18 protein-coding genes are annotated in these 16,752 nt (G+C 67.5%); 10 read left to right on the top strand and 8 right to left on the bottom strand.

What is annotated here, in order from left to right:
• Position 1: 1 nt before the first annotated feature.
• On the bottom strand, positions 2-613 hold the full coding sequence (locus ACTWP6_RS13980) for a TetR/AcrR family transcriptional regulator (protein WP_260756191.1): 612 nt from the start codon (positions 611-613) through the stop codon (positions 2-4).
• A gap of 208 nt (positions 614-821) precedes the next feature.
• On the opposite strand from ACTWP6_RS13980, the gene ACTWP6_RS13975 reads away from it, so the two are divergent.
• Complete coding sequence (locus ACTWP6_RS13975) at positions 822-1,184, top strand: SDR family oxidoreductase (protein ID WP_443188002.1); 363 nt, start codon at positions 822-824, stop codon at positions 1,182-1,184.
• Positions 1,181-1,672 carry an SDR family NAD(P)-dependent oxidoreductase gene (locus tag ACTWP6_RS13970; protein WP_443188001.1) on the top strand — a complete coding sequence of 164 codons (492 nt, stop codon included), beginning with the start codon at positions 1,181-1,183 and terminating at the stop codon, positions 1,670-1,672. Before ACTWP6_RS13975 ends, ACTWP6_RS13970 begins: the two co-directional genes overlap by 4 nt.
• Before the next feature lie 43 nt (positions 1,673-1,715).
• Here the strand turns inward: ACTWP6_RS13970 and ACTWP6_RS13965 are convergent, their stop codons facing one another.
• Complete coding sequence (locus ACTWP6_RS13965; RefSeq protein ID WP_443188000.1) at positions 1,716-1,934, bottom strand: DUF3072 domain-containing protein; 219 nt, start codon at positions 1,932-1,934, stop codon at positions 1,716-1,718.
• Between the two features lie 97 nt (positions 1,935-2,031).
• On the opposite strand from ACTWP6_RS13965, the gene ACTWP6_RS13960 reads away from it, so the two are divergent.
• The gene (locus ACTWP6_RS13960) at positions 2,032-2,532 is read left to right on the top strand and encodes a pyridoxamine 5'-phosphate oxidase family protein (protein WP_443187999.1); all 501 of its coding nucleotides are present in this window, start codon (positions 2,032-2,034) and stop codon (positions 2,530-2,532) included.
• Positions 2,533-2,544: 12 nt separating this feature from the next.
• On the opposite strand, the gene ACTWP6_RS13955 is transcribed toward ACTWP6_RS13960, so the two are convergent.
• From ACTWP6_RS13955 to ACTWP6_RS13940, 4 genes are all read right to left on the bottom strand, one after another.
• Positions 2,545-3,354, bottom strand: coding sequence for an acyl-CoA thioesterase domain-containing protein (locus ACTWP6_RS13955; protein ID WP_443187998.1), 810 nt, complete (start codon positions 3,352-3,354; stop codon positions 2,545-2,547).
• Between the two features lie 61 nt (positions 3,355-3,415).
• Positions 3,416-3,748 carry a GNAT family N-acetyltransferase gene (locus tag ACTWP6_RS13950; protein ID WP_260756197.1) on the bottom strand — a complete coding sequence of 111 codons (333 nt, stop codon included), beginning with the start codon at positions 3,746-3,748 and terminating at the stop codon, positions 3,416-3,418.
• 8 nt (positions 3,749-3,756) lie between these two features.
• Positions 3,757-4,722: a pirin family protein gene (locus ACTWP6_RS13945; RefSeq protein ID WP_443187997.1), complete on the bottom strand. Its 966-nt coding sequence runs from the start codon at positions 4,720-4,722 to the stop codon at positions 3,757-3,759.
• Positions 4,719-5,162 (bottom strand): EVE domain-containing protein, encoded by a 444-nt coding sequence (locus tag ACTWP6_RS13940; protein ID WP_443187996.1) that lies wholly within the window; start codon positions 5,160-5,162, stop codon positions 4,719-4,721. The genes ACTWP6_RS13945 and ACTWP6_RS13940 overlap by 4 nt, the downstream gene beginning before the upstream one ends.
• Positions 5,163-5,245: 83 nt before the next feature.
• On the opposite strand from ACTWP6_RS13940, the gene ACTWP6_RS13935 reads away from it, so the two are divergent.
• The 3 genes from ACTWP6_RS13935 (at position 5,246) to ACTWP6_RS13925 (ending at position 10,363) form a co-directional block, all read left to right on the top strand.
• On the top strand, positions 5,246-5,533 hold the full coding sequence (locus ACTWP6_RS13935; protein WP_313901361.1) for a DivIVA domain-containing protein: 288 nt from the start codon (positions 5,246-5,248) through the stop codon (positions 5,531-5,533).
• Positions 5,526-7,082 (top strand): acyl-CoA carboxylase subunit beta, encoded by a 1,557-nt coding sequence (locus ACTWP6_RS13930; RefSeq protein ID WP_443187995.1) that lies wholly within the window; start codon positions 5,526-5,528, stop codon positions 7,080-7,082. Before ACTWP6_RS13935 ends, ACTWP6_RS13930 begins: the two co-directional genes overlap by 8 nt.
• 560 nt (positions 7,083-7,642) lie before the next feature.
• Positions 7,643-10,363: a hypothetical protein gene (locus ACTWP6_RS13925; protein WP_443187994.1), complete on the top strand. Its 2,721-nt coding sequence runs from the start codon at positions 7,643-7,645 to the stop codon at positions 10,361-10,363.
• 308 nt (positions 10,364-10,671) lie between these two features.
• On the opposite strand, the gene ACTWP6_RS13920 is transcribed toward ACTWP6_RS13925, so the two are convergent.
• A complete protein-coding gene (locus tag ACTWP6_RS13920) occupies positions 10,672-10,965 on the bottom strand; it encodes a WhiB family transcriptional regulator (RefSeq protein WP_260756203.1) in 294 nt (97 codons plus the stop codon).
• 329 nt (positions 10,966-11,294) lie between these two features.
• On the opposite strand from ACTWP6_RS13920, the gene ACTWP6_RS13915 reads away from it, so the two are divergent.
• Entirely contained in the window at positions 11,295-12,041 is a 747-nt protein-coding gene (locus ACTWP6_RS13915; protein ID WP_260756204.1) for a helix-turn-helix domain-containing protein, read from the top strand.
• On the opposite strand, the gene ACTWP6_RS13910 is transcribed toward ACTWP6_RS13915, so the two are convergent.
• Positions 12,025-13,215, bottom strand: coding sequence for a MinD/ParA family ATP-binding protein (locus ACTWP6_RS13910; RefSeq protein WP_443187993.1), 1,191 nt, complete (start codon positions 13,213-13,215; stop codon positions 12,025-12,027). The two genes, ACTWP6_RS13915 and ACTWP6_RS13910, sit on opposite strands and share 17 nt — an antisense overlap.
• Before the next feature lie 425 nt (positions 13,216-13,640).
• Between ACTWP6_RS13910 and ACTWP6_RS13905 the strand changes: the two genes are divergently transcribed.
• From ACTWP6_RS13905 to eccA, 3 genes are read left to right on the top strand one after another with little or no spacing between them, the layout of a single operon-like run.
• On the top strand, positions 13,641-14,492 hold the full coding sequence (locus ACTWP6_RS13905) for an ESX secretion-associated protein EspG (RefSeq protein WP_260756206.1): 852 nt from the start codon (positions 13,641-13,643) through the stop codon (positions 14,490-14,492).
• A 17-nt stretch (positions 14,493-14,509) separates the two neighbouring features.
• Complete coding sequence (locus tag ACTWP6_RS13900) at positions 14,510-15,031, top strand: DUF2694 domain-containing protein (protein WP_260756207.1); 522 nt, start codon at positions 14,510-14,512, stop codon at positions 15,029-15,031.
• Positions 15,028-16,752 (top strand): type VII secretion AAA-ATPase EccA, encoded by a 1,725-nt coding sequence (eccA, locus tag ACTWP6_RS13895; protein ID WP_260756208.1) that lies wholly within the window; start codon positions 15,028-15,030, stop codon positions 16,750-16,752. Before ACTWP6_RS13900 ends, eccA begins: the two co-directional genes overlap by 4 nt.

The following is a 16,752-nucleotide window of genomic DNA, read 5'->3' as shown; positions in this document are numbered from 1 at the left end:
GTCACCGAGGCGCCGATCCCCGCGGTGCGCGCAGACCCAGAGTCCGGCGGCCGGCGGCGATCAGATGCTCGCGGAACGCGTCCTCGTCGAGGTCGTCGAAGTCATTGCGGGCGGCCCCGGCGAATCCCGACATCACGATCGTCGCGTTGATCTGACCGCTGACGCCGGGTTCGACGTCGGCGAGCAGCCGCATCTGCCGGGTCACGATCGACCTCCAGTCCGCTCGCGAGCGCAGCAATTCGTAGACCAGCGCGTCACCACTGAGCACCGACACCAGGTCGCGGTTCGCGGCGGTCAAGGTGGCGTATCCGACGAGCATCCGGTCGGCACGCGCACGGGGGGTGCGTTGCGCCTCCGCCGCCTCGACGAGCGCCGACACGTCGGTCAGCACCGGTTCGAGGATCGCGTTCAACAACTCGTCTCGGGTCCGGAAGTGGTGATAGATCGCCGATTTCGTCAAGCCCAGTTCCTCGGAGATCATCTGCAGCGATGTACCTGCGACGCTGTGCTGCTTGAACAGTTCGATGGCGACCTCGATCAACCGCACGCGGGTCTGCTTACTGGTCTCGGATGCAGAACCGGGCACCCCGCCCCTGGCTGTCACGCCGCTCACAGCGCGATCGTAGCTGACCAGCCGGCTGGTCTGACCCGTACGTTTGGTCAGCTGTTCCTGTACGATTGGTCAGCAAGCAAGCTTGTGATCGTCCAGGACGCCGAACGACGGCGGACCTGCAGGCGGCCGTCATGGAGGCCGTTGAGGGCTGTCCCAAACGCGCGATCACCGCCCACCGAGAACCCGCCCACAACGGAGGAACAACTGCATGGCAATCGATTTCGATCGCAGAGAGCACAAACCTCTCGATCTCACCGGCAAGGTGGTGGTCATCGTGGGCGGTGGTCAGATGCCCGGACCCGGAACGGGCAACGGCCGCGCCACAGCCATTCTCGCGGCCCGGCACGGCGCCGAGGTGGTGGCCGCCGATCGTAATCGGGCCGCCGCGCAGGAGACGGTGGACATGATCGTCGCCGAGGGTGGACGCGCCTACGCCGTGCAGGCCGATGTCTCCCTCAAAGAGGACTGCCAGAAGATCTTCGACGTGACGATGCAGACCAGTGGCCGCGTGGACGGCATGGTGTACAGCGTGGCGATCACCCGCCGTTCGAGCGCGAAGCGAACTCGATGACGACCGAGGACTTCAACCACGGCATCAACGTCAACGTGCTGGGCTGCTACTACTGCAACTTGTACGCCGCGCAGTGCATGGAGAAGAACGACGGCGACACCACGGGCAGCATCGTGAACTTCTCGTCGATCGCCAGCTTGAAGAACGAGGTGGGCCTCAACATCGGCATCATGCCGTACGCACTGGGCAAGTGCGGCCTGAACTACATCACCGAACTGACGGCGGTGCAGTTCGCCGCTGCGGGTGTGCGCGCCAACACCCTGATGCTCGGGCCCATCGATTCCATTCTCGGCAACCATTCGCAGACGCTGTTCGGTCTGGAAGCCGAGGAGGTTGAGGCGACTTACCTCGAGGTCGTGAAGCTGAAGATGGGTCGGGGCAGTGTGTGGGAGACCGCGTACGCGGCGCTCTTCCTGCTGGCCGACGAGTCACGCTTCATGACCGGCCAGCAGATCCGTCTCGACGGTGGCGCCACCCTGGTGCGCTGACCGCTCCGTCCGCCGGCGTGTCCGTCTCCAATAACTCGGGGGCTCAACCCTGTTCGCCGCGGCCGGTGCGCTGTTGGAGGTCGTCGATCAGCTCGGAGGCCTGTGCCTTCGTCGAGTCCTCGGGAACCTCGACGCCGGCCTCCTGGGCCAGCGTGTGCAGGTAGCTGCGCTGCGCACCTGTCATCGGCTCATCTCCGGTGACCCACTGCGAGGTGTCCTTCTCGGCGTTCTCCCGAGGTGCCTGTGTCGTGTTCTCGCTCATGCGCTGCGGGATGCCCATCGCACGTGCGTTCGAAACACTCCGGGCGAATAGATCATGCGGACGGACGCCCCGAAAGCCGACCTGCCAGTATCGACGCGTGGGCAAGAACGAACGCGCAAAGATCGTGATGACCGACGACGAGATCACCGAGTTCATCGAACGCAGCCGCACGGCGACCATGGCTACCGTGCTGCCGAACGGCAGGCCGCACCTGGTCGCCATGTGGTACGCCGTCCTCGACGGAGAGATCTGGTTCGAGACCAAGGCCAAGTCGCAGAAGGCCGTGAACCTGCGCCGGGACCCGACGATCACCGTGATGATCGAGGACGGCCTGTCCTACGACACGCTGCGCGGCGTGTCGATCGACGGTCAGGCCGAGATCTACGACGACCCGGAAACCTCACTGCGCGTGGGCATCAGCGTCTGGGAACGCTACACCGGCCCCTACACCGACGAGATGCGCCCGTTCGTCGACCAGATGATGAACAACCGGATCTGCGTCCGCGTCGTGCCGTCCCGGATGCGCAGCTGGGATCACCGCAAGCTCGGCATGCAGGGCATGCCGGTGTCGGGCAGCACCGCACAGTACCTCAGCTGAGCGGGCGCCACCTCAGCTGAACGCGCGCGGCGGGTTGAACCCGGGGTTGGCCAGCGCAGTGGCCGTCGCCGTGCCGATCGGTCCGACCTCGTCGACCACCACCGCGGTGCCGGTCGCGACACCGGCGTGGCTGTCGTGGGTCAGCGCAGCCAGTCCGAGGTAGGGCCCTTCCGGCAGCCGGCTCAGCGTCAGCGTGTAGTCGGCGTTGATGAACGGCAGCCCGTCGGCGCCGAAGTGGGTCAGTGAGCTCGCCATGTCACCGGCGAGCGCCGCCCGCGTGAACGGTGTCAGCTCGATGTCGCCGACGATCGGGCCCAGTTCCCGGGTCCAGATGTACTTCGGGCCCTCGTGCGCCCACGCGCCGAGCCCCAGGCTGGGGGTGGCACCGTCCTTGCCGTAAGTCCACACCACCGTGACGATGTCGTCGGGAACGGAGTCGGCGTGGGACGGGATGGGCGGCATCGTCACTCGGGTGCTGAACCGCTCGCCCGGCGGCTGCTCGCCGCGGCGCAGGAACAGGGCGTTCGCCCGGGCGACGACGGTGCCCGACTGCGTCATGACGGCGTCGACCAGTTTGAGGCGCCGGCCCTCCCGGACCACGGTGGTCTGCACACGCACGGGTTCGGCGAGCGCGGCCGGCCGGAACAGGTCGACGGTGAGGCGGGCCGGTTGCAGCTCGGGATCTCCGGCGTCCCGCTCGATGACGTGGCCGAGCAGCCCACCGACGTAGTTGCCGCTGATGGTCTGGCCCCAGGGGCCGCGGGCCCAGTCGGTGGGACGGAACGCGTCACCGTCGGCGACGAAGAAAGCCCGGCTGCTCACCGCGGCGACGATAGCGGCCGCGCCCGGGTCGGCTCAGTGCAGCCCACCGGTGGTGTCGCGGTCAGCGCCGGGACAGGATCCGCTTGACGTCGGCGGTGACGGGATCGACGAGGTCATTGAACTCGGGGTGCTTGTCGATGAAGCCGGCGACCATCGAACACACCGGCACGATCCGCAGCCCCGCGGCACGGGTGGCCTCCAGCGCCTGCTGCACCAGAATCGTCGCCAGGCCGCGCCCGCTGAACGCGTCGTCGATCTCGGTGTGCGGGAAGATGCGCTGTCCGTCGTGGTCGATGTACTCGGTGAAGCCGGCTTTCGTGCCGTCGACGGAGATGGTGAAGCGGTCCGAGTCGTCGGTGACCTCGGTGGGGGCGCCGTTCTTGTCGGTGGTCATGGCCTCCTCTATACCCCGGGATGGGGGCGGGGACGCAGGGTGGCGTTCGGCAGTGGTGGCGCGGGCAGTCTGGTCGTGGTGCCGCGGTAACCCTCGACGGCGCCGAAGCGGTCGTCGTGGTTCTGCCACTGTTCGCGGTATTTGACGATGTCGTCGTGGCTGCGACCGACGAAGTTCCACCACATGATCAGTTCTTCGGTGAACGGGGTGCCGCCGAGCAGCAACACCCGGGCCGGGGTGTCCCCGCGGTTGTGCAGGTGCAGCCGGTGGTGGCCGGCGCCCTGGAACGCAAGGTCGGCGACGGCGAGGCGGGAGCCGCAGGCCTGGACGTCGCCCTGGTCGACGAGCACGCCGTGTTCGAAATCCCGGTCGATGTCGAGGGTTACGTCGACGCCCGGCTCTAGGTCCACCTGCGCCCCGAGCAGCGGGGTGAAGGTGTGCACGGGCGAGCGGTGGCCGTCGAGTTCGCCGAGGAACACCCTGGTGGTCACGCCGCCGGTGTGCCCAGGAGCGGGCGCGTAGTGCGCGAAGTCGCGGCCGGTGTCGCGGTCGGACTCGGGCAGCGCGACCCACAGCTGCGCGCCGTGCAGGACGGTCGTCGACGCCGTGGAGACCTCGGAGTGGCAGATGCCCGCGCCTGCGGTCATCAGGTTCAGCTCGCCCGGCCGCACCATCGCGTGCACGCCGGCGCTGTCACGGTGTTCGACCTCGCCGCTGAACAGCCAGCTCACCGTCTGCAGCCCGGTGTGCGGGTGCGGGGGCACGTCCCTACCCGTGCCTGCGCGCGCGTTGTGCGGGCCGTAGTGATCGGCGAAGCACCACGCGCCGATCAGCGACCGTTCCCGTTGCGGAAGTGTGCGCCGGACCCGGATGGCCCGCGGACCGCCCAGCGGGACCTCGCGCGGGTGCAGGACACCCGCGAATCCCGCGGCCGCGCAATTGATTTCAGGAGGCGCCAGATCGGTGTTGCTCATCGGTTCACAGTAGTCTCCTCTGCGTTCGGGCGGACCATCGCCGAACGGATCACCTCGAGGTCGTGGTCGTCGATCCGGAAGACGCCGAAGCGGAACTTGTAGCCCCACCGGGATTTGTCCTCGATGAAGTCGAGATCGCCGAGCAGCGGCCGGATCGGCGTCTCGACACAGTCGAGGAAGTCCACGTTGCGACGCCACGGTTGAAAGTCCGGCGTTATCTCTGCCTGATAGGGCTCGTCGTCGGCGACCTGACCGATCGCGGTGAACGCCTGCAGCGGTTCCCCGTCGGGATACGCGGTCTTCGGGGAGTAGAAGACAATCCAGTCGCCCCGGGACATTCTGCGCAGCATGTGCGGCTTGCCGTGGTTGGCCTGAGTGAAACGGCCGCGAACACCGCGCTCGACGTGGTCGCGGCTGACCGTGTTGATCCAGTTCGTCATGACCGCACGCTATGCCCGCGGCCCGACATTCCCCAGGGGCCGACCGCCCGCCCTGTGGATAACTCGGGCACTACTCTGACGCCATGAGCGACGGCGCCGTCACGGCCGACTATCTGCGCAGCATCACCTTCGAGAAGCCGCCGTGGGGCAAGCGCGGCTACAACGAGAAGGCGGTCGCCGATTTCCTGGCGTTGTGCGCGCGCCGCCTGGACGGGCGCGGGCATCTGACCGCCGAGGACGTGCGCAACGTGCGCTTCAACAAGCCGCCGTTCGGCAAGCGGGGTTTCAACGAGGAGCAGGTCGACGCCCTGCTCGCCGAGATCGCCACAGCCATCGCCGAACTCGATGCGCAACCCGAACTCGATGCCTGACCCGGAACCGATCCGCGGCGACCTGGCCGAACTGCGGCGCCGCCGTGCGCTCACCGAGGACGCCGCGCGTCCGGACGCCGTGGAACGCAGGCACGCCCGCGGTGGCCGCACCGCCCGCGAGAACGTCGACGATCTCGTCGACCCCGGCACGTTCGTCGAGTACGGCCGGTTTGCCATCGCGCCGCAGCGGATGCGCCGCGACGTCGAAGAGCTGGTCGCCCGCACCCCCGCCGACGGACTGGTGGCCGGCACCGCCCGCGTCGACGGGCGTCCCTGCGCAGTGCTGTCCTACGACTACACCGTGCTCGCCGGCACCCAGGGCGCGCTGGGCCATCGCAAGAAGGACCGGCTGTTCGAGCTGATCGAGCGCATGCAGCTGCCGACGGTGTTCTTCGCCGAAGGTGGTGGCGGCCGCCCCGGCGACACCGACTACCCCGTGGTCTCCGCACTCGACACCCGCGCGTTCGCGCTGTGGGCCAAACTCTCCGGCGTCGTGCCGCGCATCGCGATCGTCAACGGCCGCTGTTTCGCCGGAAACGCCGTCATCGCAGGCGCTTCCGATCTGATCGTCGCCACCCGCGACGCGTCGCTCGGCATGGGTGGGCCGGCGATGATCGCCGGCGGCGGCCTCGGCAACGTGCCACCCGACGAGGTCGGGCCGATGACGACGCAGGAACCCAACGGCAACGTCGACGTGGTCGTCGACGACGAAGCCGCCGCCGTCGCGGTGACCAAGAAGCTGCTCGGATACTTCTCGGGCCCGGTCGACCCGTGGACCGCGCCGGACCAGACGGTGCTGCGCACCGCGGTGCCCGAACGTGCCCGCCGCGCCTACGACGTCGCCCCCGTCATCGAGACCCTCGCCGACGAGGACTCCGTGACGTTCCTGCGGCCGAAGTTCGCCCGCGAGATGGTGACCGCGCTGGCGCGCATCGAGGGCAGGCCGGTCGGGGTGATCGCCAACGACACCCGCTTCACCGCCGGCGCCATCACCGCGGCCGCGTCGGACAAGGCCGCCCGGTTCCTGCAGCTGTGCGACGGGTTCGGGCTGCCGGTGGTGTCGCTGATCGACTGCCCGGGCTACATGGTGGGCCCGGCCGCCGAGGCGGAGTCGCTGGTGCGCCGCGCGTCGCGGATGCTGGTGGCGGGCGCCGCACTTCGCGTGCCGATGGTCGCGGTGATCCTGCGGCGCGGGTACGGGCTGGGCGCGCAGGCGATGGCCGGGGGCAGCCTGCACGAGCCGGTGCTGACGGTAGCGTGGCCGGGCGCGCACCTGGGTCCGATGGGCTTAGAGGGCGCGGTCCGGCTGGGGATGCGCAAGGAACTCGACGCCATCGACGATGAGCAGGAGCGCGAGGAACGCGTTCGAGCGGCCACCGCGGCGGCACAGGAGAACGCCAAAGCGCTGAATGCCGCGATGCTGTTCGAGATCGACGATGTGATCGACCCGGCCGAAACCCGCGCGGTGATCGCCGCCACCTTCGCCGCAGCGGAGATGGGCACGAAAAAACCGGCTCCTGTGGGGAGCCGGTTCATCGACACCTGGTGAAGAGAAACCAGGTGGGCGGTGACGGTGCCGCCTGCGCCTCTCGGCGAGTGGTCGCTCGAAGCGACGATTGTGGATGGGGCCCGGGGCATGCCCGGCACCGTCGCATGATGTAACCGGCGGGCGGCCGGATGTATTCCGGGCCGGGTCCGCCGCCGACCCGAAATCGGCGCATTCTGCCGAATCTGCAGTGCAAGCGATCTGAGCGTCTCGTACCCTGAGTTGTCTATAGCTGAAGGGGGAGAGCTAATGCCGCACGTGGGGACTCTGATCCGGGCAGCAGCGTCGGTTGCCGTAGTCGTCATTCTGGTCGTGTGGTCTGTCCTCGATTTGGACACCGCATCGAAGGTTGCCGGTGTCGGTGCCTGCCTACTGGCTCTGCCCGCCATCTGGGCGGTGGGCCGGCGGCGCCGAGGGCGGCAGACGGATGAAGACACGTCGGCGTCGGCGGCCCAAAGCATCCGGGGTGTCCGAGCCGGGGGAAGTGTCCGACAGCGCAGCTCGACCCCGACGGATCAGCGTATCGCTGGTGTGGTGACTGATCGCGACGTCGAACAGAGCCAATGATCCACCCGGCCTACAGCCAGAAGATCGAGGGTGCCCGCGCCGGGCGCGATATCAACCAGAGCCTGAACGTTGTCGATGGATCAACGCGCGACGCGGGGATCTGGCACTGGTCGAGCTGGCGCGAGAAAGCCTTGGCCTTCCACCTGAACAGCGCGGGTGCGCACGCCACTCGCTTGCTCGCGTCAGGGCTCGCGCTCCCTCGACCGGAGTCGACACTGATCGCCGAGTCTGCCGAGCGCTTCCTGAACGACGACCCGCATGCTCCTCAAACGGTCGCGCTGTACGGAAAGCACGGGACGGGTCGCAGCACACTGATGATGGCCGTCGCATTCGAGCTCGCGGACAAAGGGTTTGAGGACATCTTTGTCGCCGACGACTACATGCGGTTCGCGCAGACCGATCTGCGTCGGGTGCTGCCCACCGATCGGAAAAGCGTCCTGATAATCGATGACGCTGATCTGCAGGGGGCAGTGAGACCGGTCTACAACTGCCGGGGATCGGGCATCCTGGCGCTGGGCTCCTTTTCGAGACGCCGTGGCGCGACAACGTTCCTGGGTATCGGAGGCCGCCAGTACGAGCCGGTGACCCTGGCTGACCGGCCGGACGCTGAGCAGCTCGGGCAACTGGCGGATGTGCTGCAAGCGCCTCGGTTACCGAAGGACCGCCAGAACCAACTCAATCGGTGCAATTTCCGGTCGGCGTATCGCATCTTGAAAGGCGAGCCGCCCCCACTGGACTTAGCTCTCCAACTCGTTGACCTGCGCTTCGAGGGCCACGATATCGAGCTCGCAGTGTCCTTGTTGACATGGTGTGGGACGCACGATGTCCTGGTACCGGTTTCTGTCCTGCGAAGAGCCGTCAACACTCCCGTCATCGAAGAACTCGAGCCCTGGCTTCAGTCCCGCCCGATCTTCGATTCCGCCGGCGAGGCGTCGGCGGTGTGGATCGAGGACCAGGCAGTGATGAATCTCGCGATGAGCGAGTGGAAGAAACACCACGTCGTCGACAAGGCCAGCTTCGATTGGGAGATCGGCCGAAACATCGACGCAGTCCTCGGCGTGGTCAACGCGACCAAAGCCCCGGAACGCGTGTTCACCCGCCAGGTGATTCGAATCGCTGAACCCCAAGTGGCGCGAGAGGCGGTGGAACGCGGCTTCACAACGATCGTGAACTGCATTCACGAAGAAATCGACCGAGGGGCGCTTTTGGCTTGGGCATCGGCGATTCCGCCGGGTAGCGATGCCGCCTTCGCCCAGCTGCGCGACGCGGTTCAGGATCACATCCTCCAGACCAATCCCGATTTCGGTGCAGTAATCGCGTTCGTCACCGGCGAGTCAGAGCGCGAGATGTCTGACGACGCTGTGGCGACAGCCGCGAAAATGATCCCGATAGAGCAGTGGGCGGACGTTCTCGAACTGTGTCAGGGCCGGTCGGGCGGCGTCCTCGGGGTACCGACATTTCACACCGCGCTCAACTTCATACGTCGGCACCCCGACGCAGAAGAGATCCTGAAGATTAAGAACAGCGCTCAGATCATCGCGACGCGCCTGATACGGGACCCTCAGCCTGGACCACGAATCTGGCTGCGGGACCTGTTGATTGATCAAGACAGGCTGTCCCCGGCCGATGGAAAGTCGCTGTTGGCTCTGTGCGAAAGGTGCATCGGGCAGCGCCGGCACCGCGTCACGATGCAATCGAAGTGGGATCCGCCGAACGCCGACCAGAACATGGTGGACAGCCTGCGCGGCGAGTACATGCGCCTGTGGGAGACACGTGCGGCCGACCGGGTTGATGAAGTCACCGATGTGGTTCTGACACTGTTGAATTCGGGCAGGGCAGCAGGAGGGCAGGCGGGTACCCTGTGGGCAGCACTCTTCAAACTCGCCCGAAACTACCTGCCTGAGCGGGTACCGCATATGGTCGAGCCCATGTGGACGTTCGTCCGGTCAGCCTGGGAAACCGCGCGCGTCAGGGACTCGAGTCTGGCCGCTCAACTGTTGTTGAGAACGGACGCGGTCGGGGGACATCTCAGCCCGCAGACGATCAGGGAGGCCTTACAAGCGCTCGACGGGGACAAGTTCGAGCCCCTGCTCGTGCGTCTACTCGGAGATAGCGCATGGTGCGCCGGTGATGCCTCGGTGGCGCAGGCATCGATCTGTATTCTCCGTTCGTCGCTCGAAAGCGACCCGCAAAGGCGGGCCGACGGCATCAGCCGTGGTTGGGAGAGTCTTCTTCGTGCAGTCAATTTTGAGCCCCGGGGCGCACTGCGGGCGATCGACGGCCACGACATGGGGCGCATGATCGATGCTCTGCCGAGCGAAGTCATCATCAACGTCGGCGCGTTCCCGGATACGGACAGAGAAGCAGATCTGGCGTCGATGGTCCGCAGGTGGGGTCACAAACAGGCCATCAGTCTGTTCTCCGTATGCCTCTCGCACAACGCCCTACGCCTCGCCATGGACCTGGTTCCGAACAATTGGCCCGACGACCGCAATTGGTCGATTCAAATGGCGAGGCTGCGTGCCCTCCAAGGTCGGCTCACAGATGCGCGCAAACTGCTCATCGAGGGCGCGGCATTGGGCGGGTCCAACCCCACGTCCGTTTCACGCGCTCAGCACGAGTTGGCCAAGCGGACAACAGGTTACGAGAAGCAGATGTGGCAGATGCTCACAGCATTGAACAGGCCTCGCGTGCTCGACGAGCTTCCGGAAGGTTAGCCAGGCGTTCCTCACGACCCGGCCGAGACCCGCGCGGTGATCGCCGCCACCTTCGCCGCAGCGGAGATGGGCACGAAAAAACCGGCTCCTGTGGGGAGCCGGTTCATCGACACCTGGTGAAGAAAAACCAGGTGGGCGGTGACGGTGCCGCCTGCGCCTCTCGGCGAGTGGTCGCTCGAAGCGACTTTTGTGGATGGGGCCCGGGGCATGCCCGGCACCGTCGGATGATGTAACCGGCGGGCGTCCGGATGTATTCCGGGCCGCGTCCGCCGCCGACCCCCCGAGCCCGGCGGCGGACGAGCCGCTCGTCACGCACTTTCGGCGTAATAGACCCGGCGCTCTCCGACGGGGTAGCCGTTCTGCTCGGCCAGCGACTTGAGCTGTCGCAACGCGAAGGTCCGGCCACGGCCGCCCTCCGGGACGTAGATGCCCGCCCACAGGCCTTCAGCGCGCGGCGACTCGCAGGCCTCCCGGGCGCACAGCCAGCGCCGCGGGCAGGAACGGCAAATCGCCTTCGCCTCGTCGTCCGCGGTGGTGGTCCAGCGCTCGGGGTCCCTGGTGCACTCGCCGACCGGCGTGTCGTCCCACGACTTTGCGTTCATCGTTGTGCTCCTCTGTGCGCTGCGGCGGGGTCGCCGCGATGGAGGACAACGTAACCGACCAAACCGTAGCAGTGCAACAGTTACTGCAGCGGTTACCTGTCGCGAGCACGGTGCCTTCTGTCAACTTAGCCGTATTTTCCAGCAGGAATGCCGCTCAGCGAGCGTCGCAAGAAGGGGCAGGAATCTGTTGCATTGATGCGGTATAGACCGAAGAAGTGATGTAGTTTGGACATGCCCCGGCGCGTTCGGCGCCCCGGTACGCCACTACATTGCTCACTACGACGCGCACCACGAGAGTGCGCCGATCACACAGCTGAGGGACCCGGGTGATGACGAACGCCGAGCCGGTCGAGGAGTCGACCGGTGCGTTGGACCCCGGCATGGTCCGGGCCGGCGCGGCGGCCGCGGCCCGCCGGCGCGAACTGAACATCAGCCAGCGCAGTCTCGCCGCCGACGGCGTCATCAACGCCGGCGCGCTGATCGCGTTCGAGAAGGGACGCAGCTGGCCACGGGAGCGGACCCGGGCGCGGCTCGAGGAGATCCTGCAGTGGCCACCCGGCGCCATCGCCGCGATCCGGCGGGGTGAGCCGGTGCGGCCCGGTGCCGCACCGGGTACTGCGGCGCCGGGGTCCCCGGCCGGCAGTGACGAGGTGTCGCTGATCGCCCAGGCGGTGATCACCGCCGTCAACGCGTTCGCTGCGACGGTGGCGTCACTGCCGCCCGAGGACGACAGCACGTTCGTGCCCCGGGTCAGCGCGATCCTGGCCGATCTCCGGCAGCTCGAAGCGGTGGCCGCCCGGGCCGCGCGCATCGGCCGCGTGACACCGGCGTTGATCAAGGCGCTCAGCACGGTGCGCGGCCTGTACGACGACCTGATGCTGCGGGCCGCCCGTGCACCGCTGGCCACGCTCGGACAGCGGCTCTACGCGGCTCGGCGCGGGGCCAACCTCACGGTCGCCGAAACCGCGCAGGCGGCAGGCGTTTCCGAGCAGACGATCCAGCAGGCCGAGGCCGACGAAGCTCTCTCGCCCGCCGACATCGCCGCGATCGAGGCGCTCGTCAGCCAGATCGCGTGACCTGCGCGGGAAAGTACCCCGCCAGCGCGGCGGCCACCTCGACGAACTTCTTCCGGGTCGGAGCCGACATCTCACTCGTCCCGTCGATCACCCCGCCGGGCCGCAGCTGCCCGTCGAACGGTACCTCGATGACGTGCTGGCCATGTGAAGAGAACTGTTGCGTCAGAAGCTTTCTGGTGCGCTTGTCGGCGTGGCCGTCGGAATCGTTGAGCAGCACCACGGTGCGCTGCAGCAGGGTGGTCATGCCGCGCGCGGCCAGCCAGTCGAGGGTCTGACCGGCCGCGGCCGCGCCGTCGACCCACGGCGAGGACACCACGACCAGCGCGTCGAGGTCGCGCAGCGCCTCCTGGGTCACCGGCGAATCCATCGTGGAACTGCAGTCGATGACCGAGATGGTGAAGTGACGGTCGAGGCGGGCGACCGCTTCACGGTAGATCGCCGGATCGAGCACCCGACGGCGCGCCGGGGTGCCCTCACCGGCGAGCACGAAAAGCCCGGCGGCATTGCAGCCCAGCCGGTTCCGGACATCGGCGAAGGTGTCGAGGTGCTGGTCGCCGGCGAGCTCCCAGAACGATCCCTGCGCCTTCGGGTCGACCCGACTGCCCAGCTTTCCGAACGCGGTGTCCGCGTCGACGGCGACGACGCGCACGTCCTGGCGCAGCTCGGCCAGGACCGATCCGATGGCCGCGGACACGGTGGTCTTGCCGACGCCGCCCTTGCCCATCACGCCGATCTTGAAATTGCCGCGCAGCGGGCCCCGGATGACGGCCTCGAGTGCGGCGATGCGTTTGTCCTCCGGTGACGGGCCGAGGTTGATCAGTCCGAAACTGGCCTTGTAGACAGCCCGGCGCCACCCGCCCCCCGGGGCGGTCTTACGGGCGGGGACCAGCTCGTCGGGGCGGATCCAGTCGGCGAACGTCGTCGGCTGGGGCGCGGTCCAGGGCTCTTCGGCGGGTGGGGGATACGACAGCGGAGGCGGCTGCGGTACCCAGCCCTGCGGGCGCTGCGGCGGACGACCGTCGGCTCGACGCTGCGGTGCGGGCCGAGGCGGGGTGGGCTGGCGGTGCGCATCCGCCGCCCGGGCCGGGGCCGGCGGCGGCATCATCCGGGTCTGTTCGGCGGGGTCGCCGGGATCGGTCGGGTGGTCCCGCCGAAGATCATCGCGGTCGGTCACCACACGCCTCCTCTTCGGTGTTTATGGCATCGCCGCACCAGACTAACCGTGCGCAACTTTCAGCAAACTCATAGACGTTGCGATGGGGAGGGGCTGACGCCGGCTGGTGCGGCTGTACGTGGGGCGGTGCCGACCTCCGGCAAGTGCATCCGAACGGCCTCGTGTCCCTGGCCACGAACGTTAGCGGGAGTGGCAATGGTGCAGTTCCCGCTATCGGTAGCCATTGCTGTAGGGCCGTTCAGGGTGAACTCTGAGTCCATCCGCGGCGAGCAAAAAAGTGTCCGTGGGGGTCCTGCACCGCTGGTACGCTGCCGATGGGAAGGGGACCAGACCATGGCTAAGTTCGGCGGTCAACACGCGGCGGGCAAATTCGGCAACGCCGTCGGCCACGCATCCGCCGTCCGCCGGCGCGGTCTGCCCCGGTGATGGCGAGCCCGTTCTTCGGAGACGGCGAACCCACCCACTACGACGATGTGGTGGGTGTCGAGGTGACGATCGACGGGATGCTCGTCATCGCCGACCTGCTGCACTTGGTCGACTTCCCGCTGTCGCTGGGAATCCGGCCCAACATCCCCTACGAGGATCAGCGCAAGATCGTGTGGGATCAGGTGACCCGAGACCTGACCGCTCAGGGCATCCTGACCGCCTACGGCGATCCACATCCGGAGGTCGCCGCGATGGTCGACGCGTTGAGCCGTCCCGATCGCACGCTGGACTGCCGGTGGTGGCGCCGGGATCTCGGCGGCAAAATGGTCCGTTTCGTGGTCTGCCGGAAAGGCGAGCGCCACGTGGTGGCCGCCCGCGACGACGAGATGCTCGTGCTGCAGCGGGTGGCACCGCAGATCGGTCTGGCCGCGATGGTGACCGTCGTGATCGGTGAGGCCGAGCCTGCCCAGGTCGAACCACTGACGGGCATCGCGGCCAAGCTCGTGGAAGCCCGCACCGCCGAGCAGATCGGCAGGTACGGGCAACCGCCGCTGTCGGCGAAGATCTACGCCGAGGCGACGGCCGACCCCGACAGCTGGGTGGAGATCACCGCCACCGAACGTCACCCCGGCGGGACCTACTCCGAGGCCGGGGTGGGCGCCGGCGTGCTGGACTCCGGCCACGGCCGGATCGTCTCCATCCCCCGGCAGGTCGGCCGCGAGCTGTACGGAAGCTTCCTCCCCGGCTCCCAGGAGAACCTGCAGCGAGCCCTCGACGGCCTGATGCAGTTCCTTCCGTCCCAGGCGTGGTTCGACCACAAGAACGCGCTCGACAACGCGTACTCGGATTGAGAAAGGCGACAGACACGGTGGCCAACCCTCCGCCCGCGAACCCCGACGACGGGGAGCACGACGATCTGGCGGCGCTGGACTTCAGCCTCGCCCGGTCGCAGGGCGAGACCGACCTCAGTGTGATTCTCGGTGACTACGCGGCAGACGATGACGAGCCCGGCGACGATCTGTCCGCGTTCGGTCTCGACCCCTCCGTTGACGCCGACCCGATGCCGACCTTCACCGTCACCAATCCGCCGGGCACCGTGACGGTGACGACGTACATGGACGGTCGCGTGCACCAGGTCGATCTGTCGCCGAAGGCCGCGGAGCTCCCCGAAGCGGTACTCGCCGACGAGATCGTCGTCATCGCCGGCCTGGCCACCCAGGACGCCAGGTCCGCCCAGTACACGTTCATGTTGGATGGGATGAGGCAGCAGGGCCACGACAATGTGGCCACCCGCGACTTCCTCACCCGCGACCTCGATCTGCCCACTCCCGAACAGGCACAGGCGGCCCGCGCCGAACTGTTCACGACCCGTTACGCAGGTGACGAATGACCGAACACCTGGCCGGCATCTTCGGGACCGCGGTGGGATTGCTGCCCACCTCCCAGGCGCGGTCACTGGAGTTGTTCACCGAGATCACCACCGCTGATGAGGCGGCATGCGACGCGTGGGTAGGCCGCATCCGATGCGGTGACACCGACCGCGTGACGATGTTCCGGGCGTGGTACTCCCGCAACAACTTCGGTCAACTCGCGGGCACCGCCGAGCTGTCGATGAACAGTCTCGGTGCCCGCGTTCCGATCGGCGGCATATACGGCGACATCACCTATCCGGTCAATTCCCCGTTGGCGATCACGCTGGGCTTCGCGGTCAGTGAGGCGACGCTGGGCAACTACGCCGATGCGATGGAAGCCCTCGACGATGCGCCCGCCGCCGGCGGCGAGCATCTGATCGCGTGGGTCAAGGCGGTCATCTATGGTGCTGCGCAGCGCTGGACCGACGTGATCGACGAGGTGCGCAGCGCGGGCACCGCATGGCCTGACAAGTTCCTCGCCGGAGCCGCGCTGGTGGCCCACGGTGTGGCCGCGGCCAACCTCGGCCTGTTCACCGAAGCCGAACGCCGTCTGGTGGAGGCCAATTCGGCCCCGGCCGGGCAGGCGTGCAACAAGGCGATCGCGTGGTACTCCGCGATGGCCTATCGAGCGCTCGGCAACGAGGAAGCCGCCGTGCGCCTGCTCGAGTGGCTGCAGGCCTCCCATCCGTCCGCTGAAGTGGCTGCGGCGCTGCGGGATCCGGCATACCGGCTGCCCACCACCACGGCCGAGCAGATCGCCTCGCGGCGGGACCCGTGGGACCCGTCCAGCGTGGTGGCCGACAACTCCGGGCGGGAGAAGCTGCTGGCCGACGCGCAGGCCGAACTCGACCGCCAGATCGGCCTGACCCGGGTCAAGGAGCAGATCGAGCGATACCGGGCGGCCACGCAGATGGCGAAAGTGCGTGCCGCCCGCGGAATGAAGGTGGCCCAGGCGTCCAAGCACATGATCTTCACCGGACCACCCGGAACCGGCAAGACGACGATCGCCCGCGTGGTGGCCAACATCCTCGCCGGCCTCGGCGTGATCGCCGAACCCAAGCTGGTAGAGACCTCCCGGAAGGATTTCGTCGCCGAGTACGAAGGCCAGTCCGCGGTGAAGACCGCCCGCACCATCGACCGCGCGATGGGCGGGGTGCTCTTCATCGACGAGGCCTACACGCTGGTGCAGGAACGCGACGGCCGTACCGACCCGTTCGGCACGGAGGCGCTCGACACGCTGTTGGCCCGGATGGAGAACGACCGTGACCGGCTGGTGGTGATCATCGCCGGCTACGGCAACGACATCGACCGGCTGTTGGAGGTCAACGAGGGCCTGCGGTCCCGCTTTTCCACCCGGATCGAGTTCGATTCGTACTCTCCCGACGAGATCGTCGACATCGCCAGAGTGATCGCCGCCGGCAATGATTCGAGCCTGAGCGACGAGGCGGCCAAGCACGTGCTGGAAGCCGCGACGCTGCTGAGCCGCAGCACGTCCAGCGGCAAGCCGGCACTAGACGTGGCGGGCAACGGGCGGTACGCCCGCCAGTTGGTGGAGGCCGGCGAACAGACCCGGGACATGCGGCTGGCCCGGTCGCTGGACTTCGACGCCCTCGATGTCGAACAGCTCAGCGAGATCAACGGCGAGGACATGGTGGCGGCGATCGCATCGGTGCACGGACGAATGAACATCAGCGAGTAG

The sequence above is a fragment of the Mycobacterium sp. 4D054 genome, from assembly GCF_052245755.1.
Taxonomy (GTDB): domain Bacteria; phylum Actinomycetota; class Actinomycetes; order Mycobacteriales; family Mycobacteriaceae; genus Mycobacterium.
This window is presented reverse-complemented; position numbering and strand designations above follow the sequence as displayed.

Coding starts and splice junctions, on each gene's coding strand:
- ACTWP6_RS13975 (WP_443188002.1), top strand. CDS start 822: ATGGCAATCGATTTCGATCGCAGAGAGCACAAACCTCTCGATCTCACC.
- ACTWP6_RS13970 (WP_443188001.1), top strand. CDS start 1,181: ATGACGACCGAGGACTTCAACCACGGCATCAACGTCAACGTGCTGGGC.
- ACTWP6_RS13965 (WP_443188000.1), bottom strand. CDS start 1,934: ATGAGCGAGAACACGACACAGGCACCTCGGGAGAACGCCGAGAAGGAC.
- ACTWP6_RS13950 (WP_260756197.1), bottom strand. CDS start 3,748: ATGACCACCGACAAGAACGGCGCCCCCACCGAGGTCACCGACGACTCG.
- ACTWP6_RS13945 (WP_443187997.1), bottom strand. CDS start 4,722: ATGAGCAACACCGATCTGGCGCCTCCTGAAATCAATTGCGCGGCCGCG.
- ACTWP6_RS13940 (WP_443187996.1), bottom strand. CDS start 5,162: ATGACGAACTGGATCAACACGGTCAGCCGCGACCACGTCGAGCGCGGT.
- ACTWP6_RS13935 (WP_313901361.1), top strand. CDS start 5,246: ATGAGCGACGGCGCCGTCACGGCCGACTATCTGCGCAGCATCACCTTC.
- ACTWP6_RS13930 (WP_443187995.1), top strand. CDS start 5,526: ATGCCTGACCCGGAACCGATCCGCGGCGACCTGGCCGAACTGCGGCGC.
- ACTWP6_RS13925 (WP_443187994.1), top strand. CDS start 7,643: ATGATCCACCCGGCCTACAGCCAGAAGATCGAGGGTGCCCGCGCCGGG.
- ACTWP6_RS13920 (WP_260756203.1), bottom strand. CDS start 10,965: ATGAACGCAAAGTCGTGGGACGACACGCCGGTCGGCGAGTGCACCAGG.
- ACTWP6_RS13915 (WP_260756204.1), top strand. CDS start 11,295: ATGACGAACGCCGAGCCGGTCGAGGAGTCGACCGGTGCGTTGGACCCC.
- ACTWP6_RS13905 (WP_260756206.1), top strand. CDS start 13,641: ATGGCGAGCCCGTTCTTCGGAGACGGCGAACCCACCCACTACGACGAT.
- eccA (WP_260756208.1), top strand. CDS start 15,028: ATGACCGAACACCTGGCCGGCATCTTCGGGACCGCGGTGGGATTGCTG.